The sequence below is a fragment of the Actinokineospora sp. HUAS TT18 genome (assembly GCF_051364635.1).
GTDB lineage: Bacteria > Actinomycetota > Actinomycetes > Mycobacteriales > Pseudonocardiaceae > Actinokineospora.
Map to the genome: position 1 here is coordinate 5,109,351 of NZ_CP195645.1, position 17,235 is coordinate 5,126,585.

A 17,235-nucleotide genomic window follows, 5' to 3' on the forward strand; every position below is an offset into this window, starting at 1 on the left:
ATGTGACCCGCGACACGCCCCGTTGGTCATCCGAACGGGTGATCAGCGGGGGCGGGCCGCCAGCTCGCGGGTGATTCCGGCGACGACCTCGGGGTCCAGCAGCACGCTGTTGCCCGAGGCGAGGGTTCGCTCGACGATCTCCATGACGACGATCTCGTGGTCGGCCAGCATCCGGCCCGCGGCCCGGCCGGCGTCGTCGGCCACGCGGCCGTAGTGGAGCAGGGTGAGGTCGCTGAACGTCGCGGCGAGGTAGCGCATAGCGCGGATGGTGAACGAGTCGCCGAGGTAGCCGACCGAGTTGCCGATGGTGCCGGGGCCGAAGGCGGTCTTCAGCTTCCGCGCCTCGGCATAGTTCGCGGACATGTCCACCGTCTGGTCTCGCTTGCCGTCGGCCTTCAGCGCGTAGGACGTGCCCCGGATAGTTCCCGATCTGCCGATCAGCGGCGGCAGGTCGCCCGGGGCTTCCCACGTCTTGCCGGGGCTGATCTCCCAGTCGTCGCTCACCCCGGGCCGGATGATCTCGGCGAGGCGCCGGGTCAGGACGATGCCGCCCTCGTCCGACCAGTGCCCGTCCAGCGGCTCGTACACCGGCTTGCCCAACTCGGTGCCCGCGTCACGCAGCTCATCGCGCAGGTCGACCGCGCCCGCTTCCGGGCCGACCCGGCGCCAGAACTCCTTGGTCGCCGCGGTCGCGCAGTCCTGGCCGACGTACTTGGTGGGCAGGTGCTCGGGGACGACCGTGCTCTTGTCCGGCGCGACGATCAGGATGAACCGACGGCCGGAGGCCTCGACACCCTCGCGCAGCTCACGCAGCCGCGCCATCGTCTCGTCCATGGACCGCTTCGGCGTGCAGCGGGCGGCGATGTCGTCGCCGTAGTAGAGCCAGCCGTCGGTGCCCTCGATCGCCTTCGGCACCTGCAGGGCGGGCCGGTCGTTGCTGGGGGTCGCGCCGATCCCGGCGCCCTGGGGAGCGCTGCCGAACGACGGCGGCTCGCCGAACACCCCGCGGCTGACCTGGTCGGCGATCTCCAGCGCGGCCTTGCGGAACACGATGTGGTCGGTCGCCCACACCGGCAACTCGTTGAAGAACTTCCAGCCGTCCAGCGGACTCGGGAACTCGGCTATCCGCCTGTTCTCGATCTCCGCGGGCTGCGCGCCGACGCCCAGCGCGAGCGCGGGCGCGGCGAAGAACACCGCGGCGCAGAGCAGCGCGAACGTCTGGTTCTTGGCGTGCCGTGGGCGGTGCAGGGAGTGCTCGCGGGGCAGCCACGCCTCGTGGACCGGCGGAAGGGCGCCGGTAGGGGCGTGATCTGTGGACACGGCCTCACTTTAACCAACCGGAGTCGGTCAAGGAGTGACGTTGAGAACCATCAGACTCGCCCCGTACCAGCCCGCGGCGAGCGCGCCGATCGGAAGCAGGATGGGCAGCGCGCGGTTGGGGAGCTTCGAGACCAGGACCGCTAGCGGGATCGCGATGACGAACGCGGCGAGCAGGAACCGCGGCCTGCTGCTCCAGAACGATCCGGCGCCCAACGCCAGCACCATGACGCCGACGGCGTAGACGTACAGGTGGGCGGGCAGGCGCTCGGTGAACGACCAGAGCAGCAGCAGGACCGAGGCGACGATCACGAACCCGGTCAGGGTGAACAGCATGTTCTCGTTGCCGACGAGCCCGTCCCACACCATGTTCGCCGTGAACACACCCCCGTCGAACCGCATCTTCCACGCGCCGGACTGGATCCAGAGCCACCCGTCGATCCGGCCGGTGTACCAGCCGACGAGCGCGAGGTAGTAGCCGAGCCCGAGCGGCGCGACACCGAGGGCCACCCACGGGCGCCAGCCGTCGCGCTTGCGGATGACCGCGATCAGCGCGGCGAGCATGACAGCGGCGACCAGCGCGATCGCGGTCGACCGGGTGAGCCCCGCGGCGAAGGTGAGGACGGCCGCGAGGATCCAGTACCGCTTGACGACCGCCACCAGCGCCCACACGGCGAGCGCGCAGAACAGCGCCTCGGAGTACACCAGGTGCAGCACCAGCGACCCGGGGGCCATCGCCCAAAGGACGGCGAGGCTCGTCCCGACTCGGGCGTCGAACAGCAGCCGCCCGAGGAAGAACAGACCGGCTGCGGCGATCCCGCCCGCGAGCCCGGTGACGACCAGCCCCGCGGCGACCGGACTCAGCCCGGTCACCGCCATCACCGCCGCAATCGCCCCCGGGTAGCCGGGGAAGAAGACCAGCGTTGACTCCAGTGGCTGACCCGCCGTGTCGACCGGGATGACGATCTCGTAGCCCCGGTCGGCGATGCGCATGAACCAGCCCGCGTCCCACCGGGAGAACTCGGTGACCGGGTCGAGTCCGTTGCCGCTGGTCCACAAGATCAGGACGACGACGCCGACGACCTGGATGGCGTAGTAGAGCCCGACCGCGGGCAGCGCGGGGCGGAACCGTACCGCGACGGCCTTCGCCCGCGCCCCCAGTTCCGCGCGGTCCAGCAGGGTGGTCACACCGGCCGGAGCCAGAGACTGAGGAAGCCCCCTTGGGCGTCCTTGGCTTGGGCGATCAGGTCGGTGTCGGAGTGGTGGACGTCGTCCCCGAGCGGAGACGGCCGGTAGCCCGCGGCCCGGTAGCCGCCGAGCACGTCGAGCGGGTCGTCACCGAGTTCGGCGATCCCCTCCGGCCAGAACTCGCACACGACGTGCGGGCGGTGCGCGGCGAGCGTCTTGGCCAAGCCCCGCAGCGCGCGGTGGTCCCTGCCCTGCAGGTCTGTCTTGATCAGGCTGACGTTGGCGCCCGCGACGGCCGCGTGGTCGTCGAGCCGGATGGCCCGCACCGTGACGCCCGCGTGGCCGTCGAGCCGCACCCGGAAGTCGCCGCTGTTGCCGGACTCGCCCTGGAACAGCGTCAGCTCAGAGTCCTCGTCCCACGCCGCCGCGTTGATGACGGTCACCCGGTCGGCGACGTCGGCGGGCAGGTTGACCGCGATGTTGCGGGCCAGCATGGCCGCGTTCACCGGGTTCGCCTCGACCGCGACGACACCTTCCACACTCGGACACTCCCGCAGCAGCCGCAGCGTGTGGTAGCCGACGTGGGCGCCGATGTCGAGCACTGTGCCGCCGCCCGCCAAGGACGCGAGCAGCTCGGCCTCCTGTGGCTCCCACGCCCGCTCCGCCTGCAGCGCGGGCAGAATGATCTTGTCTTGGGGGGCGAGCAGGACGCCTGCCTCGCACACCACGACCTCGGCGGCCGAGGGAACCGGGGCGTGCCGGAAGCGCGCGGCCGCCATCAGCGCGGACATGTCCCGCTTGATGATCGACGCGGCGTGCTCCGCCGAGCTGATCCGCCCGTCCCGATCGGACATCGCGGCTTGCACGTCGGTGATGCGATCCGAGACCTCGCTGCGCAGCGCGGCCAACTCGTTCGCGTCGACGGTGGCCGCCGCGTCGTCGAGTTCGGCCCGCAGCCTGGCGTTCTCCGCCTCGACGTGGTCGAGCCTCGCCTCGCTCTTCGCCGCGATCCTGGCGAGGTCGTCGAGCTGGCCCTGCACGACCTGCAGGTGCGCCGCGGTCATCGAGTCGATCTTGATGGGGGTCTTCGCCGCGGCCGACTCGACGGCGTCGAGCCTGCTGACGAGCCGCGACACCGACTCGTCGACGCCCTCGGCGAGCGTGCCGAGCACCGTGCGCTGGTGGGCGTCGTAGTGGTTGAGCACCCGGAGCACCGCGCGCCGGATGGCGGGCGCGAGCGGAAGGCGCGAGGCCGAGTCGGCGTCCGGCCGCCAGTGCAGCGCCTGCATCGCGGTGCGCAGCGGGGAGCGGATGTCGGTCGGGTCCGCCTCCGGCAGGCGCCGTTCGGCGACGGGTGCGGCGGTCTCGGCGGATTTCGAACCGGCCCGCCAGGCCTGGTACGCGTGCTCGAGTTCGACGCGCATCCACTGGGACGCCGCCCGCATCGACCGCGTGCGCAGGATGTGCGCCCTGGCCGCCTTGCCGCGGCGATCCGCCTCGTCCGGGTCGAAGGCCACCTCGCGCATGGCGTTGGCGGCCGCGCGCTCGTCGGGGGCAGCCCACACGGCGCCCTCGTGGTACGGCCGGGCGTCCGCCCCGACGGTCGTCAGCGAATAGGGCACCGGCCACCCGGTCGACGAGTCGAGGAACTCAGGGGTGCTCGAGTAGTCGGTCGAGATGACCGGCATACCGCGCACCATCGCCTCGGCCACGGTGAGCCCGAATCCCTCGCTGCGGTGCAGGGACACGTAGCAGTCGCTCGTCGCGTAGAGCTCGTCCATCTCCTCGACGGAGAGGTAGCGCTCCATCAGCTCGATCCGCGGGTCCTTCGCCACCGCGGCGCGCAGCTGCTCGGCGGCGTGCGGATGGCGCTTGCCGTTGGTCGCCTTGATGACGAGCTTGACGTCGGTGCGGCCGGGGAAGGCCAAGCGGAAGGCCCGGATCAGGCCGAGCGGGTTCTTGCGCTGCGAGGTGCTGTTGAAGTCGAAGAGGAACAGGAACTGGGTCGGCTGGCCCTCGACGCGCGGGCGAACCGGGCGGGGGCCGGGGTCGCGCACCGGGACCGGGATGACCTTGACCGGCACCGGGGAGTGCTTGGCGATCGCCTCGCGGCAGAACTCGCTGATCGTCCAGACCTCGTCGACCAAGTCGAACGCGTCGTGCTGCCACTCGGGGAAGTCTTCGAGCTCCCAGGCCCACAGCCCGATGCGGTACCGGCCGTGGAAGACCTCGGGGTGGCTCTCCCGCACGATCCGGGTCTGGTCGGCGTTCACGCACACCAGGCTGATCGGGAACCGGGCCTGGCCGACGGTGTCGGGCCGGTCGAAGTCGGTGCGGCAGCGCAGCGAGCGCTCCTCGACGATCGCGGCGACCGGCACGCCGGAGTGCTGGATCGCGTCGTGCACGATCCGGCCCATCTCGCCGAGACCTAGTTCACCGGTCAGATAGCCGAGGACGTTGACGCCGAACTCGCCGTCGGCGACCTCGGGCTCCACCGGGTCCGACGGCACCGCCCGCGGGGTGATCATGCCTTCCTGGACGCCGAACGTGCGGCACCACTGGCGGAACGCCGCGGCGTCGTCGCCCAGCGGTCGGGGGAACGCGGCCTGCAGGTCGGGGCGCTGCGCCCACACCATCATGGCCCAGCGGTTCATCCCGGCGGCGGCCTCGCCCGCGGTGCGCGGCGAACCCAGCCAGAGCAGGAACGCCTCACCGTTGTCCGTGCCGAAGGGATGCGGCGGGACGGTTTCCCGCTCGGCCGGGTGGATGTCGGCGTCGACGCGCTCGGCGTCGACCCACGCGGCGCGCACCATGTGGCGCAGGCGCGGGGTGAGCACCGTGCCGTCCGGCGTCTTGGCGTAGCCGTAGGTCGAGTCGTCGACCCTGGTGTGGCCCTCGGCGAGCAGCGCGGCCCGGTAGCCGTCGCACAGCGCGCGGAGCACGGGATTGGCGGACAGCAGCAGCCTGGGGCGCTCGGGGAAGTCCGTGGTCAGCAGCCACGGCGACTCGGGGTGGTAGTTCCGGAAGGCGAAGAACTTCAGCGGGGAGTCGCCCGCGGTGACGACGCCGTCGTGCTCGGCGAGTTCCCGCTCGTGCGCGTTCCAGTAGCCGACGTTGCAGCCCGGGTCGCGCAGGATCGTGTGCGGGAACAGCGCGGGGACCTGGTCGACCCAGCGGTGGTCGGTGAACAGCTGCTCGGTCGGGGCGATGACGGCGTCCTGCCGCAGCCGGGTCGCCCAGAAGTCCAGGAACGGGCCTGCCGCGCGGCTCACCGCGACGAATCCCAGGTTGAACGCGCCGACCGACATCATCGACTTCTCGTCGGGGTGCCTGCCGTCGCGCGGCAGCGGCAGCAGGTGCTGCGGGGTCAGCACAAGCTCGTGGGCCTCGGCGAGTTCGGCGACCTCACCGAACGGGGCCAGCACCTGGATCTCGTGGTCGAGATAGACCGCGACCTCGCTGTCGGCGAGAACGCGGCGCAGGAGCAGCGGCTTAACCGCGGCGAGCAGTTCGTCGACGGTGTAGATCGTGGCCATGCGCAGGAAGTCGTCCTCGTCGACCTCCAGCCACTCGCGGCCCGCGAACCGGTAGCCCTCGCCCTTCGGCGTGCTCGGCGGCGGCCCGTCGACCACGAGGATGGTGAACTCGTGGCCGACGTGGTGCTCGAGGTACGACTTGGCCAGGACGCGTGCCGCCGGGACACGGTTGCGGGTGACGGCCGTGCAGGCGGTGACCCGCGACGGCGTCCCGTCAGACATCGGCGGGCAGCTCTTGCAGCTGCGCGGCCATCATGTCGTTGAACTGGACGACGACCGTGGCGAGGTCCTTGCCCTGCACCTCGAGCCGCACGATGATGCCGTCGCTGGCGTAGTGGCCGCGCACGATGGCCGGGTGCTCCGGCGACGCGGCGATCTCGGCGACGACCACACCCGCGGGCGGCTGCGCGCGGGCGGTGAACCCGTACTTCACCTGCAGCTGCCCCAGCGCGTCACGCGCGGCGGCGGCCGTGGCGGGCGTCGCGGTGATGAGCAGGACAGCTTCCTTGGCGCCGTCGGGCTGGTTGAACACGGCGAACTTGGACTTGCCGGGGTTCGCGGCCTGGTAGGCGGCGAGCTCCTCCTGGGTGAGGAACTTGGCCTTCGGCACGTCGGTGAAGTCCTTGACGTACTTGTGGTCCTCCACGGACCCGCCAAGGTCGGCGACGGGCATCCCGTCGTCGGGCTCCTTGGTCGTGGTGGGCGCCGCGGCGGTGCTGCTCGGCTGGGCGGTCGGCGTCGTCCGGTTGTCGCCGGACGGCTTGATCGCGAAGAAGTACACGCCCGCGCCGATCAGCGCGAGGACGACCACCGCGCCGACGATCGCGATCCAGCGCTTGCTGCTCGGGCGGTCGTCGAAGATCTCCGGGCCCTGCTTGGTCCACGCCGTCGACCCGGTCGGTGCCAGCGGCGGGAACTCGGCGCCCGACCACAGCGGCGCCTCCTCGGGCTGCTGCCCCCACGGCGAGTTCGGCGGCTGCTGGCTGTACCCACCCTGGTGGGGCGGCTGGTGGTGCTGCGGACCGGCCCAACTCTGCGGCGGCACACCCGGCACGACCTGGGTGCGCTCGGCGTCGCCCATGGGCGGCCGCGCGGTCTGCCAGCCGCCGACGACCTGGGTCCGCTCGTTCGTCGGCTGGCCGTGCCCGCCGACGACCTGCGTGCGGTCCACGCCCGCCGCGCTCGGGCCGGAGACGATCTGGGTCTGGTCGGGGTTGTCTGGTGACGGGGGAGCGGTGGAGGGGTTCACCGGAGCCACGATCTGGGTCTCCGTGACGGAGGGGTTGCGCTGCTGCCCCCGCGAGTCCCCGAGACTCGTCGCGTCGGCCAGCAACTGGTCGCGCCGCACCCGATACTCGTCCGCCGAGATCCGACCGGTGGCGAGCTCGTCATCGAGCTTGCGGAGATCCTCCTGCCAGGACACGTATTGCCCCTTCCCCTGTGGCTCCGCCTCATGAGTGGCGACCAACGCGAATATGTGCCATGTTGTCGCCCCGACCGTCGCTATTGTGCACAGTTGGTCGCCGTCCCGGGTCACCGGGACGGAAATAGTCGCCGGTCGCCGTACCATCGAGGTCATGGCGCTCTTCGGACGGAACAAGACCACGCTGGTGCCAGCCGAGCAGGCACTTCCCGGCAGGCCGGACCCACTGCGCGTCCCCGAGACCCACGCGGTCTTCCCCGACCGCCGCATCCAGCCGCCCTTCCCCGACGGTGTCCGGACGGCCGTCTTCGCCCTCGGCTGCTTCTGGGGCGCCGAGCGCCTCTTCTGGCAGACGCCTGGGGTGTATTCGACGGCTGTCGGGTACACGGCCGGGTACACGCCCAACCCGACTTATGAAGAGGTGTGCTCCGGGCAGACGGGACACACCGAGGCTGTCCTGGTGGTTTTCGACCCGGCGGCGGTGTCGTTCGAGGCGCTGCTGAAGGTGTTCTGGGAGGGCCACGACCCGACCCAGGGCATGCGCCAGGGCAACGACCTCGGCACCCAGTACCGCTCGGGCGCCTACTACGCCGACGACGCCCAGAAGTCCGCGATCGAGGAGAGCCGGGCGGCTTATCAGGGGGAGTTGGACCGGGCCGGGTTGGGGACGATCACGACCGAGGTGGCCGCGGCGGGGCCGTTCTACTACGCCGAGGACTACCACCAGCAGTACCTGCACAAGGTCCCGAACGGCTACTGCGGCCTCGGCGGCACCGGCGTCTCCTGCCCGGTCGGCCTGGGCGTTCGGCCAGATTCGCCCTGAGACCGCGCGCGCAGGCGCATGATGGCGCGCATGGGTGAGAGAGCGCGGGCGCGGGTGGCTGTGGCGTTGGGGACCTGGGTGGAGCCGGAGCAGGTCTACGCCGAAGGGCGGGCGCTGCTGGACGTGGCCGATCACCAGGCGCATCGCAAGGTTGTCCTCGCCGAGCGGAGGCCCGCGGTGGCGGACTTCGTGCGGGCGTCGAACGAAGGCCGGGTGCCCGATCTCGTCCCGCTCCGCGTCGGTCGGATGCTCGCCTCGCCCTTCGCGTTCTTTCGCGGGAGTGCCGGGCTCATGGCGGCCGACCTCGCGGCAGGGCCGTGCACCGGGGTGCACGCCCAGCTCTGTGGGGACGCGCACGCGGCGAACTTCGGGCTCTACGGGGCCGCGGACGGGCAGATCGTCATGGACATCAACGACTTCGACGAGACCCTCCCCGGCCCATGGGAGTGGGACCTGAAACGCCTCGCGACCAGTCTCGTGCTGGCCGGGCGGGAAGGGGGCGTGTCCGCCAAGGGGTGTCGGGACGCCGCTGAGGACGTCGTGCGGTCCTACCGGAAGACGATCGACCACCTCGCCGAGATGCCGTTCCTCGACTCGTGGACCGCGCTCGGTGACGAGTCCGTGCTGGGGAAGGTGCGGGCCGAGGAACTGCTCGACGACTTCGCCAAGGCGGCCAAGAAGGCGAGGAAGAACACCAGTGCCCGGGTGGCGGCGCGGTGGACGCAGAAGGGCGACGACCAGCGGTGGCGCTTCGTCACCGACCCGCCGGTGATGACCAAGGTCGACGACGCCGTGGCCGACGCGGTCGTGGGGGCGCTACCCGAGTACGTCGACACGCTGCGGGAGTCGCGGCGGAATCTGATCATGCGCTACGGCGTGTCCGACGTGGCGTTCCGGGTGGTCGGCACCGGCAGCGTCGGCCTCCGCAACTACCTGGTCCTCCTGCACGGCAACGGCGATGAGGCGCTGGTCCTGCAGGTGAAGGAGGCGCGGCCGTCGGCGCTGGCCGGGCATCTCGGGGTGGGGCCCGCCAAGCACGAGGGCAAACGGATCGTGCACGGGGCGCGGCTCGTGCAGGCCGAGAGCGACATCCTGCTGGGCTGGACGACGGTCCAGGGGCGCGACTACATCGTCCGGCAGTTCCGCAACCGCAAAGGCGAGATCGACGCGACGACGCTCGACCGCGACCACCTCGACGACTACGGCAGGCTCGCCGGGGCGCTGCTGGCCCGCGCGCACACCCGGTCGGTCGACCCGCGGCTGCTCGCCGGGTACTGCGAGGGCGACGACCTCGACGAGGCGTTCGCCGACTACGCCATCGACTACGCCGACCAGACCGAGGCCGACCACGCCGACCTGGTCGCCGCGGTGGCCGCCGGGCGGCTGTCGGCGGTGATCGAGCAGCCCGTTGGCTGACCTCGCTTCCTTACGACCGAAGATGACGGCCGCGAAGTCGAGTAGATCTACGCATGTCAGGGCGTGTGGCGCGGCGCACAGTGAAGCCATGACCTCCGACGCGAAGACCCCGGGCTCCCCGACCACCGCCGCCTTCTACGCCCAGGCGGCGATCTCGTTCGCCATCGCCCTGGTGGCCCTGACCATCGGCATCGCCGTGCTCCCCGTCGATCCGTGGGTGCGGGCGTTCTTAGCCATCGGCGCGCTCTACACCGTGACCTCGGCGTTCACCCTGGCCAAGGTCATCAGGGACCGGCAGGAACTCACGGCGGTGGCGAGCCGGATCGACCGCGCGCGGGTGGAGAAGCTGCTCGTCGAGCACGACCCGTTCCGCCCAGGCGCCCTGTAACGCACGAAGGCCGCATCCCGGGGGATGCGGCCTTCGTGGAGAGCGGACGACGAGATTCGAACTCGCGACCCTCACCTTGGCAAGGTGATGCGCTACCAGCTGCGCTACGTCCGCGTGGTGCGGCGCCAACTATATCGGATCTCCCGGGCGGTGTTCACCGGGGCCGCCTTTGCCCCGTTCCACCGTGCGCGAACGGGGCGTTCGGGTGTTGACCTTCACCCATTCAGTCGCCATCAACAGTCGGGTCTCCATTAACGTTATTCACGTTTATCCACCGTAAGGGCATGTGGTGTGGCATCTTTGACCCCATTGTCACGGCGGCCATGAGGAGGTACCAGGCCGGATGACCGATGCCCTGGACATCGACACGTCGCCGGACAACGCCGCCGCCGAGGATCGCGCGCTGCTGCACAGGCTGCGCAACGGCGAGGACGCCGCCTTCGGGGAACTTTTCAGCCGCCACAGCGACGCCGTCCGCAGGCTCGCCCTCGGGCTGGCCGCCGATCGCGCCGAGGCCGAGGATCTGACGGCCGAAGCCTTCTTCCGCGTGCTCCAGGCCATTCGCCGCGGCTCCGGGCCGGTCGACAACGTGCGGGGCTACCTGCTGATCGTGGCCCGCCGCGTCGCGTGGGAGTGGAATGGGCGCAGGCGCGACGTGCCGGTGTCCGACGAGGAGCTCAACCACCGCGTCGGCGCCGACCCCGACCGCAGCGGCCAGTCCACCGAGCGCAATCTGATCACCCGGGCGTTCACCAGCCTGCCCGAGCGCTGGCGCAGCGTGCTGTGGGAGGTCGAGGTCGAGGGCGCCCGCCCGGCGGTCGTCGCCGGGAACTTCGGGCTCAGCCCCAACGCCACTGCCGCGCTGGCCCGCCGCGCCCGCCAAGGGCTGCGCGCGGCCTACCTGCAGGCCCACCTGTCCATCGACCGCGGGTCGACCGGCTGCCGGTCGGTGCTGGAGAAGCTCGGCGCCTACACCGCGGGCACGATCAAGGGTGTCGAGCGCCGCAAGGTGCGCGCCCACATCACCACGTGTGCCTCCTGCTCGGCGATGGTCGACGAACTCCAGGACGTCTGCTCCGGCCTGCGCGCGCACGCGGCGTTCCTCGCCGCGCCGGTCGCCGGGGTGGCGCTCTGGCAGCACATGGGCGCCGCGTCGGCCGCCGCGACCGGGATCAAGGGCCTGCTGGCCAACGTCAAGATCCAGGCCGCGCTCGCCGCCACGTCGGCCGCCGCGGTAGGCGCGTTCGGATACGCGATGGTGGCCGTGGGCGGCCCGTCGTCCACCGCCGCGTTCGACGACCTCGACGGCACCAGGGCGCCCGAGGTGGTCATCACCGACCTCACCCGCATCACGCCGACGCCGACGGGGGCACCCGCGCAGAACCCGCCCGCGCCCGCGCACGGCAAACCGGCCAAGCAGAAGCCCGGCGACAAGCGCGCGCCCGCCACCCGCGAGACCGTGATCGAGAACATCGTCGCGGTGCCCGACCAGCCCGTCGCGGAGCAGGCGGCCGCCGAGCAGGCCGCTCAGGGCGGAAGCCCCGGGCTGATGGCCGCGCCGCGGCTGCTGCCCGCGGAGTACGACGAGTCGCAGCCGGTGGTCTTCGAGAAGACCTCCTACGAGCGCAAGTGGGCGATCTACGACCAGTACGACGTCGTCGACGAGACCACGACCACGACCAGGGTCAACGCCGCCGACCAGACCACGGTCGTCACCGAGACCACGCACTACACGGTCTGGCACACCGCGCCGCCCGCGGACTACAAGGTCATGCTGTCGCCGACCGGCGAGCCGACGGAGACCGGGCCGGTCGAGACCAAGCCGACGGACCCGCCGAGCGAGTCGACCAAGCCGGAGCCGACCGAGCCGGTCGAGCCCGAGCCGACCAAGCCGGAGCCCACGGAGTCGGCCAAGCCCGCCGCGACCCCGACGACGGTGGTCGCCAGCTGATCGCCGACACACAGTTGATCAAGGCTGTCGTGTGGTGGAACACTCGGTGGAGTGAAGCTGGTGGGATCGATTCACCCGTAGGGTCCAGCGGCGAGCGGGTAACGTATCTCTCGGTGTAGTGACTGAATGTGGCGGCCCGGTTACCAACGCCGAAGGGCAGGAGATGACGCGTCAGGTTCGCGACGTGAACGGCAGGCTGTGGACCGTTCACGGCACGTTGGAGTGGCGCACCCCGGCCACTGAGGACGACTTCGAGCACGACGTCGCGGCGGGGTACGTGCCCGGCATCGTGATGATCATTCTCATCATCACGCTGGGGATCGTGCTGATCTCGTGGATGCCCGGCGGCGTCGTGGTGCCCGGCTGGCTGATCCTGCTGCTGGTCATGGCCGTGCTGTTCTTCCCGGCGCGCTGGGCGCTGCGCAGGCCGTGGAAGCTGGTCGCCGAGACCGGCGACGACGGCGAGGGCGAGCCGGTGGAGAAGTGGGTCGGCACGGTCCGCGGCTACTTCACCGCCCGCAGCGAGGTGGCCAAGATCGCGAAGTCGATCACCCAGGACACCCAGCCGTCCTACGAGGGCGTCATCAAGCCGCTGAGCTAGGCATGACACGGGCGCGTTCAGCGGGAAGACTGGCGGCGTGCCGGAACTCCCCGAGGTCGAGGCCCTAGCCCACCACCTGCGCGAACACGCGGTCGGCCGCACGGTCGCCCGCGTCGACGTCGCGTCGCTGAGCGTGCTGAAGACCGCGAGCCCGCCATGGACCGCGCTGCACGGCAGGCAGGTGACCGGCGCCGCCCGCTACGGCAAGTACCTGGACCTGCAGGTCGACGGCCTGCACCTGGTGACCCACCTGGCCCGCGCGGGCTGGCTGCGGTGGGCCGACACGATGTCGGCGGCCCCGCCCAAGCCCACCGGCAAGGGGCCGCTGGCGCTGCGCGTGCACCTCGGGCCGCCCGGTCAGGGACCCGGGTTCGACCTCACCGAGGCGGGCACCAAGAAGGGCCTCGCGGTGTGGATCGTGGAGGACCCGGCGTCGATCGAGCAGATCGCCACCCTCGGTCCGGACGCGCTGGGCCTGACCAGGGACGAGTTCGCCGCCCTGCTCGCCGACCGCACCGACCGGCTCAAGACAGCGCTGACCAGCCAGCGGGTGATCGCCGGCATCGGCAACGCCTACTCCGACGAGATCATGCACGTCGCCAAGCTGTCGCCCTATGCGACGCCCGCCCGGCTCACCCCGGCCGCGGTCGACGACCTGTACGAGGCGATGCGCTCGGTGCTGACCGACGCGGTGGCCAGGTCGGTCGGCCAGTCCGCGGCCCGGCTGAAGGGCGAGAAACGCTCTGGCCTGCGTGTTCACGCCCGGACCGGCCTGCCGTGCCCGGTGTGCGGCGACACGGTGCGCGAGGTGTCGTTCGCCGACAAGTCCTTCCAGTACTGCCCGACCTGCCAGACCGGCGGCAAGCCGCTCGCGGACCGAAGGCTGTCAAGGCTGCTCAAGTAGCCTAGGCGCTGTCCTGTGAGTCCGGCACACGCTATCGGCGCCCGGGCGGCCCCTGGCCGCACGGGCGGGAACTCCGAGTACAACCAGCACGCGCGGCTTCCCGCCCGCGCGCCCAGGAACCACCCGGATCACCGATCCCGCGCACCGGACTCACAGGACAGCGCCTTGCCTCACCTTCGGTGGAAAGGGAGCATTACCCGGTGGCCCAGTTGCTGACCGAGCGCGCGTTCGTCGGTGTGCTCGCGACTCTGCTGGTGCTCGGGCTGTTCGTCATCCTGTGTCGCCCCCGCAAGACCGGGTCGGTGCACGACGCCGTCCTCGACGCGGTCCAGCGCCTGTCGAAGGCCGCCCCGGAGCTGCGCAACGGACTCACCGAGCACGCCGCCGACGAGGCCACGACCAATCTGCGCCAGATGCTCAAGTGCGTTGCCATCGGGATCTCCGACGCCGAGGGCAGGCTGCTGTCGTGGGACGGCGACGCCAACGACCACTACATGGACCTGGCCGAGTCGATCGTGGAGTCGGTGCAGCGCAGCCAGCGCGCCCACATCCAGCACGAGAACCTCCAGTGCCGCCACCGCGGCAGCTGTCCGATGCGCACCGCGGCGATCGTGCCGCTGATCATCGACGGCCAGGTCGAGGGTGCGCTGATCGTGGTCGGCGGGGTCGACAGCAAGCGGCTGATCCGCGCCGCCGACGAGGTCGCGACGTTCCTGTGCATCCAGTTGGAGCTGGCCAAGCTCGACGAGTCCAAGCAGCAGCTGGTGCGCGCGGAGATCCGGGCGCTGCGGGCGCAGATCTCGCCGCACTTCATCTACAACACGCTGAACACGATCTCGTCGCTGATCCGCACCGACCCCGAGCACGCCCGCGAGCTGCTCCAGGACTTCGCCGACTTCACCCGCTACTCGTTCCGCGCGTCGGGCCTGTTCGCGACGCTGGCCGACGAGCTGAGCAACATCGACCGCTACCTGACGATCGAGTGCGCGCGCTACAAGGAGCGCCTCAACGTGCGGCTGCGGATCGCGCCTGAGGTGCAGTCGGTGGTGGTGCCGTTCCTGGTGCTGCAGCCGCTGGTGGAGAACGCGGTGCGGCACGGCATCGCCAAGAAGCCCGGCGGCGGCACGGTCAGCGTGTTCGCCCACGACAACGGCTCCGAGGCGCTGATCATCATCGAGGACGACGGCGTCGGGATGGACGCCGACCGGCTCTTCGAGGACCTGCGGGACGCGCACAAGACCGGCTCGCACGTCGGCGTCGGCAACATCAACCAGCGCATGCGCCAGGTGTTCGGCGACGAGTACGCGCTGATGGTCGAGACCGCGCCCGGCGCGGGCATGAAGATCACCCTGCGGGTGCCCAAGTTCTTCCCCGGCGTCCGCCCCGATCTGCCCGACTTCAGCGACGACGAGGACGAGGACTACGGGGCACCCCGGCCCGCGCCCGCCGCGCCGACCGGCCCGGCCGCCGTATCTTGAACCCATGAGCAGCGTGACCGAGCGGCTGGCCGCCAGAATTCCCCTCATCGGCGAGCGAGCGGACAAGGGTCCGGTCGTGGCGGTGGTCAAGCTGCACGGGGTGATCACGCCGACACCGTCGCCGCTGTCCCGCGGCACGATCAACATCAACACTGTCGAGTCGGCGCTGACCAGGGCGTTCGCGCACGACCGGCTGCGCGCGGTGGTGCTCGCGATCAACTCGCCCGGCGGGGCGCCGACCCAGTCGGCGCTGGTGGCCGCGCGGGTGCGCGAGCTGGCGGCGGAGAAGAACGTGCCGGTGCTCGCCTTCTGTGAGGACGTCGCCGCGTCGGGCGGCTACTGGCTGGCCTGCGCCGCCGACGAGATCTACGCCCACCCCACGTCGCTGGTCGGGTCGATCGGCGTGGTGAGCGCCGGGTTCGGCCTCGCCGGGCTGCTGGAGCGCTTCGGCGTCGAGCGCCGGGTGCACACCGCGGGCACGCGCAAGGTGCGGCTCGACCCGTTCCAGCCGGAGAACCCCGAGGACGTTGTCTGGCTGAAGGGGCTGCAAGGGCAGCTGCACGACCAGTTCGTCGCGTGGGTGCGCGAGCGCCGCGACGGCAAGCTCGTCGGCGCCGACGACGACCTGTTCTCCGGCGAGGTCTGGACCGGGGCGAAGGCGCTGGAACTCGGCCTCGTCGACGGCCTCGGCACGCTGCGGTCGGTGGTGGCCGAGCGGTTCCCGGACGCCGAGATCAGCGTCGCCGAGCCCAAGCGGCCGCTGCTCGCCCGGTTGGGCGTCGCCTCGGCGGCGATGTCGACGCAGGACCGGGTACTCGCAGCGATGGAAGCGGTCGAGACGCGGGCCGTCTGGTCACGCTTCGGGCTGTAAGGCGCCCAGAACGCTGACCGTCAGTCACAGACAATCACCCGGTGGGATGGTCCTGGATTGACCTGGCGTTGACCATGGACAGGCACCCGCGACGATCGGCAAGATGCTGCTCACAGTGAGTACCTCGAACAACACCCCCGGCCTCGTCGTCCTGGCCGTCGACGACGAGCACGAAGGCATGGCCATGCTGGAGGAGCGCCTCCAGGGCAATCGGCACGTGCGCCGCATCCTCAAGGCGTTCGACGCCACCGAGGCGCTGCAGGTGCTCGCGGGCGCCGATACCGAGCTAGCCGCACGCAAGGACGCCGGCATGCCGGTCGTCGACGCCGTCTTCGCCGACCTCGACATGCCCGGCCTCACCGGCATGGAGCTGGCCCGGCTGCTCGCGGGCTTCAAACCCGCGCCCGTGCTGGTGTTCGTCACCGCACACAGCCATGAGGCGGTCGCCGCCTTCGAGCTGGGCGCGGTCGACTACCTGCTCAAGCCGACCGAGCAGCCGCGCATGGACAAGGCGATGGAACGTGTCCTCGCCAAGATCCACCTCAACGGCGCGGGCTCGCCGAGCGCGGTCCCCGAGTCGCGCGACGACGAGGTGATCCCGGTCGAACTGGCGGGCACGACGAAGCTGGTGTCCCGCGCGGCGGTGCGGTGGGTCGAGGCGCAGGGCGACTACGCCCGCCTCTACACCTCCGACGGCTCCCACCTGGTGCGCATCCCGCTGGCGCAGCTGGAGGAACGCTGGGAGAAGGCCGGGTTCGTGCGCATCCACCGGTCCTACCTGGTGCCGCTGTCGCTGATCACCGAGCTGCGCATGGGCGGGTCGGGATACTCGGTGGTGATCGGGCACGAGGAGAAGATCCTGCCGGTCAGCCGCAGGCACACCCGCGAGCTGAAGGACCGACTCGTCCGCGGCGCCGGGTCGTGAGCAAGCACGCGTCGAACGGCCCGGGCGGCGGCGAGGTCCCCGCCCCGCGGCCCCGGCGCAAGCGGGTCGTGCTCGCCGACGCGCGTGCCCCGGTCACGGTGCTGCGTACGGCGATCGAGCTGGAGGAGCAGACGAGTTGGGCCGAGGAGGTCGTGCGCCGCTTCATCCGCACCCAGTTCCGAACCGCCGCCGCGCTGGCCGGGCTGGTGCTGCTGCTGTTCGGCGCGCTGCCCCTGTTGTTCTTCCTGCTGCCCGGAATGGCGGAGTCGACGGTGGCCGGGGTGGCGCTGCCGTGGGTGCTGTTGGGGATCCTGCCCTTCCCTCTGCTGTTCGGGATCGGGTATTGGTACAACGTGCTCGCGGAGCGGCACGAGCGCGACTTCGTCGACATGGTCGAGAAGTAGCGCTCCCCAT

The 17,235-nt window shown here is 71.0% G+C and carries 14 protein-coding genes and 1 tRNA gene; 10 read left to right on the forward strand and 5 right to left on the reverse strand.

The window, feature by feature from the left end; translation table 11 throughout:
- Positions 1-42: 42 nt before the first annotated feature.
- From ACSHT8_RS23485 to ACSHT8_RS23500, 4 genes are read right to left on the reverse strand one after another with little or no spacing between them, the layout of a single operon-like run.
- Entirely contained in the window at positions 43-1,320 is a 1,278-nt protein-coding gene (locus ACSHT8_RS23485; RefSeq protein ID WP_436493059.1) for an alginate O-acetyltransferase AlgX-related protein, read from the reverse strand.
- Positions 1,321-1,347: 27 nt separating this feature from the next.
- Positions 1,348-2,505 (reverse strand): hypothetical protein, encoded by a 1,158-nt coding sequence (locus ACSHT8_RS23490; protein ID WP_436493060.1) that lies wholly within the window; start codon positions 2,503-2,505, stop codon positions 1,348-1,350.
- The gene (locus ACSHT8_RS23495) at positions 2,502-6,263 is read right to left on the reverse strand and encodes an FkbM family methyltransferase (RefSeq protein WP_436493061.1); all 3,762 of its coding nucleotides are present in this window, start codon (positions 6,261-6,263) and stop codon (positions 2,502-2,504) included. Before ACSHT8_RS23495 ends, ACSHT8_RS23490 begins: the two co-directional genes overlap by 4 nt.
- Positions 6,256-7,464, reverse strand: coding sequence for a hypothetical protein (locus tag ACSHT8_RS23500; protein WP_436493062.1), 1,209 nt, complete (start codon positions 7,462-7,464; stop codon positions 6,256-6,258). Before ACSHT8_RS23500 ends, ACSHT8_RS23495 begins: the two co-directional genes overlap by 8 nt.
- Before the next feature lie 154 nt (positions 7,465-7,618).
- Here ACSHT8_RS23500 and msrA point away from each other — a divergent pair, with 154 nt between their 5' ends.
- The 3 genes from msrA (at position 7,619) to ACSHT8_RS23515 (ending at position 10,091) form a co-directional block, all read left to right on the forward strand.
- Complete coding sequence (gene msrA / locus ACSHT8_RS23505) at positions 7,619-8,287, forward strand: peptide-methionine (S)-S-oxide reductase MsrA (RefSeq protein WP_436493063.1); 669 nt, start codon at positions 7,619-7,621, stop codon at positions 8,285-8,287.
- Positions 8,288-8,317: 30 nt separating this feature from the next.
- The gene (locus ACSHT8_RS23510; RefSeq protein ID WP_436493064.1) at positions 8,318-9,703 is read left to right on the forward strand and encodes a DUF2252 domain-containing protein; all 1,386 of its coding nucleotides are present in this window, start codon (positions 8,318-8,320) and stop codon (positions 9,701-9,703) included.
- A gap of 88 nt (positions 9,704-9,791) precedes the next feature.
- Positions 9,792-10,091 carry a YiaA/YiaB family inner membrane protein gene (locus ACSHT8_RS23515; RefSeq protein ID WP_436493065.1) on the forward strand — a complete coding sequence of 100 codons (300 nt, stop codon included), beginning with the start codon at positions 9,792-9,794 and terminating at the stop codon, positions 10,089-10,091.
- A gap of 41 nt (positions 10,092-10,132) precedes the next feature.
- Here ACSHT8_RS23515 and ACSHT8_RS23520 read toward each other — a convergent pair.
- Positions 10,133-10,205, reverse strand: a tRNA-Gly gene (locus tag ACSHT8_RS23520).
- A 229-nt stretch (positions 10,206-10,434) separates the two neighbouring features.
- Here ACSHT8_RS23520 and ACSHT8_RS23525 point away from each other — a divergent pair.
- The 7 genes from ACSHT8_RS23525 (at position 10,435) to ACSHT8_RS23555 (ending at position 17,225) form a co-directional block, all read left to right on the forward strand.
- Positions 10,435-12,042 carry a sigma-70 family RNA polymerase sigma factor gene (locus ACSHT8_RS23525; RefSeq protein ID WP_436493066.1) on the forward strand — a complete coding sequence of 536 codons (1,608 nt, stop codon included), beginning with the start codon at positions 10,435-10,437 and terminating at the stop codon, positions 12,040-12,042.
- A gap of 163 nt (positions 12,043-12,205) precedes the next feature.
- Positions 12,206-12,643 (forward strand): DUF983 domain-containing protein, encoded by a 438-nt coding sequence (locus ACSHT8_RS23530; RefSeq protein WP_436493067.1) that lies wholly within the window; start codon positions 12,206-12,208, stop codon positions 12,641-12,643.
- Between the two features lie 37 nt (positions 12,644-12,680).
- The gene (locus ACSHT8_RS23535; protein WP_436493068.1) at positions 12,681-13,547 is read left to right on the forward strand and encodes an Fpg/Nei family DNA glycosylase; all 867 of its coding nucleotides are present in this window, start codon (positions 12,681-12,683) and stop codon (positions 13,545-13,547) included.
- Positions 13,548-13,747: 200 nt separating this feature from the next.
- A complete protein-coding gene (locus ACSHT8_RS23540) occupies positions 13,748-15,025 on the forward strand; it encodes a sensor histidine kinase (protein ID WP_436493069.1) in 1,278 nt (425 codons plus the stop codon).
- A gap of 4 nt (positions 15,026-15,029) precedes the next feature.
- Positions 15,030-15,896 carry a S49 family peptidase gene (locus tag ACSHT8_RS23545; protein ID WP_436493070.1) on the forward strand — a complete coding sequence of 289 codons (867 nt, stop codon included), beginning with the start codon at positions 15,030-15,032 and terminating at the stop codon, positions 15,894-15,896.
- A gap of 103 nt (positions 15,897-15,999) precedes the next feature.
- Positions 16,000-16,821: a LytR/AlgR family response regulator transcription factor gene (locus tag ACSHT8_RS23550; RefSeq protein WP_436493071.1), complete on the forward strand. Its 822-nt coding sequence runs from the start codon at positions 16,000-16,002 to the stop codon at positions 16,819-16,821.
- Positions 16,818-17,225, forward strand: coding sequence for a hypothetical protein (locus tag ACSHT8_RS23555; RefSeq protein WP_436493072.1), 408 nt, complete (start codon positions 16,818-16,820; stop codon positions 17,223-17,225). The genes ACSHT8_RS23550 and ACSHT8_RS23555 overlap by 4 nt, the downstream gene beginning before the upstream one ends.
- Positions 17,226-17,235 lie beyond the last annotated feature (10 nt).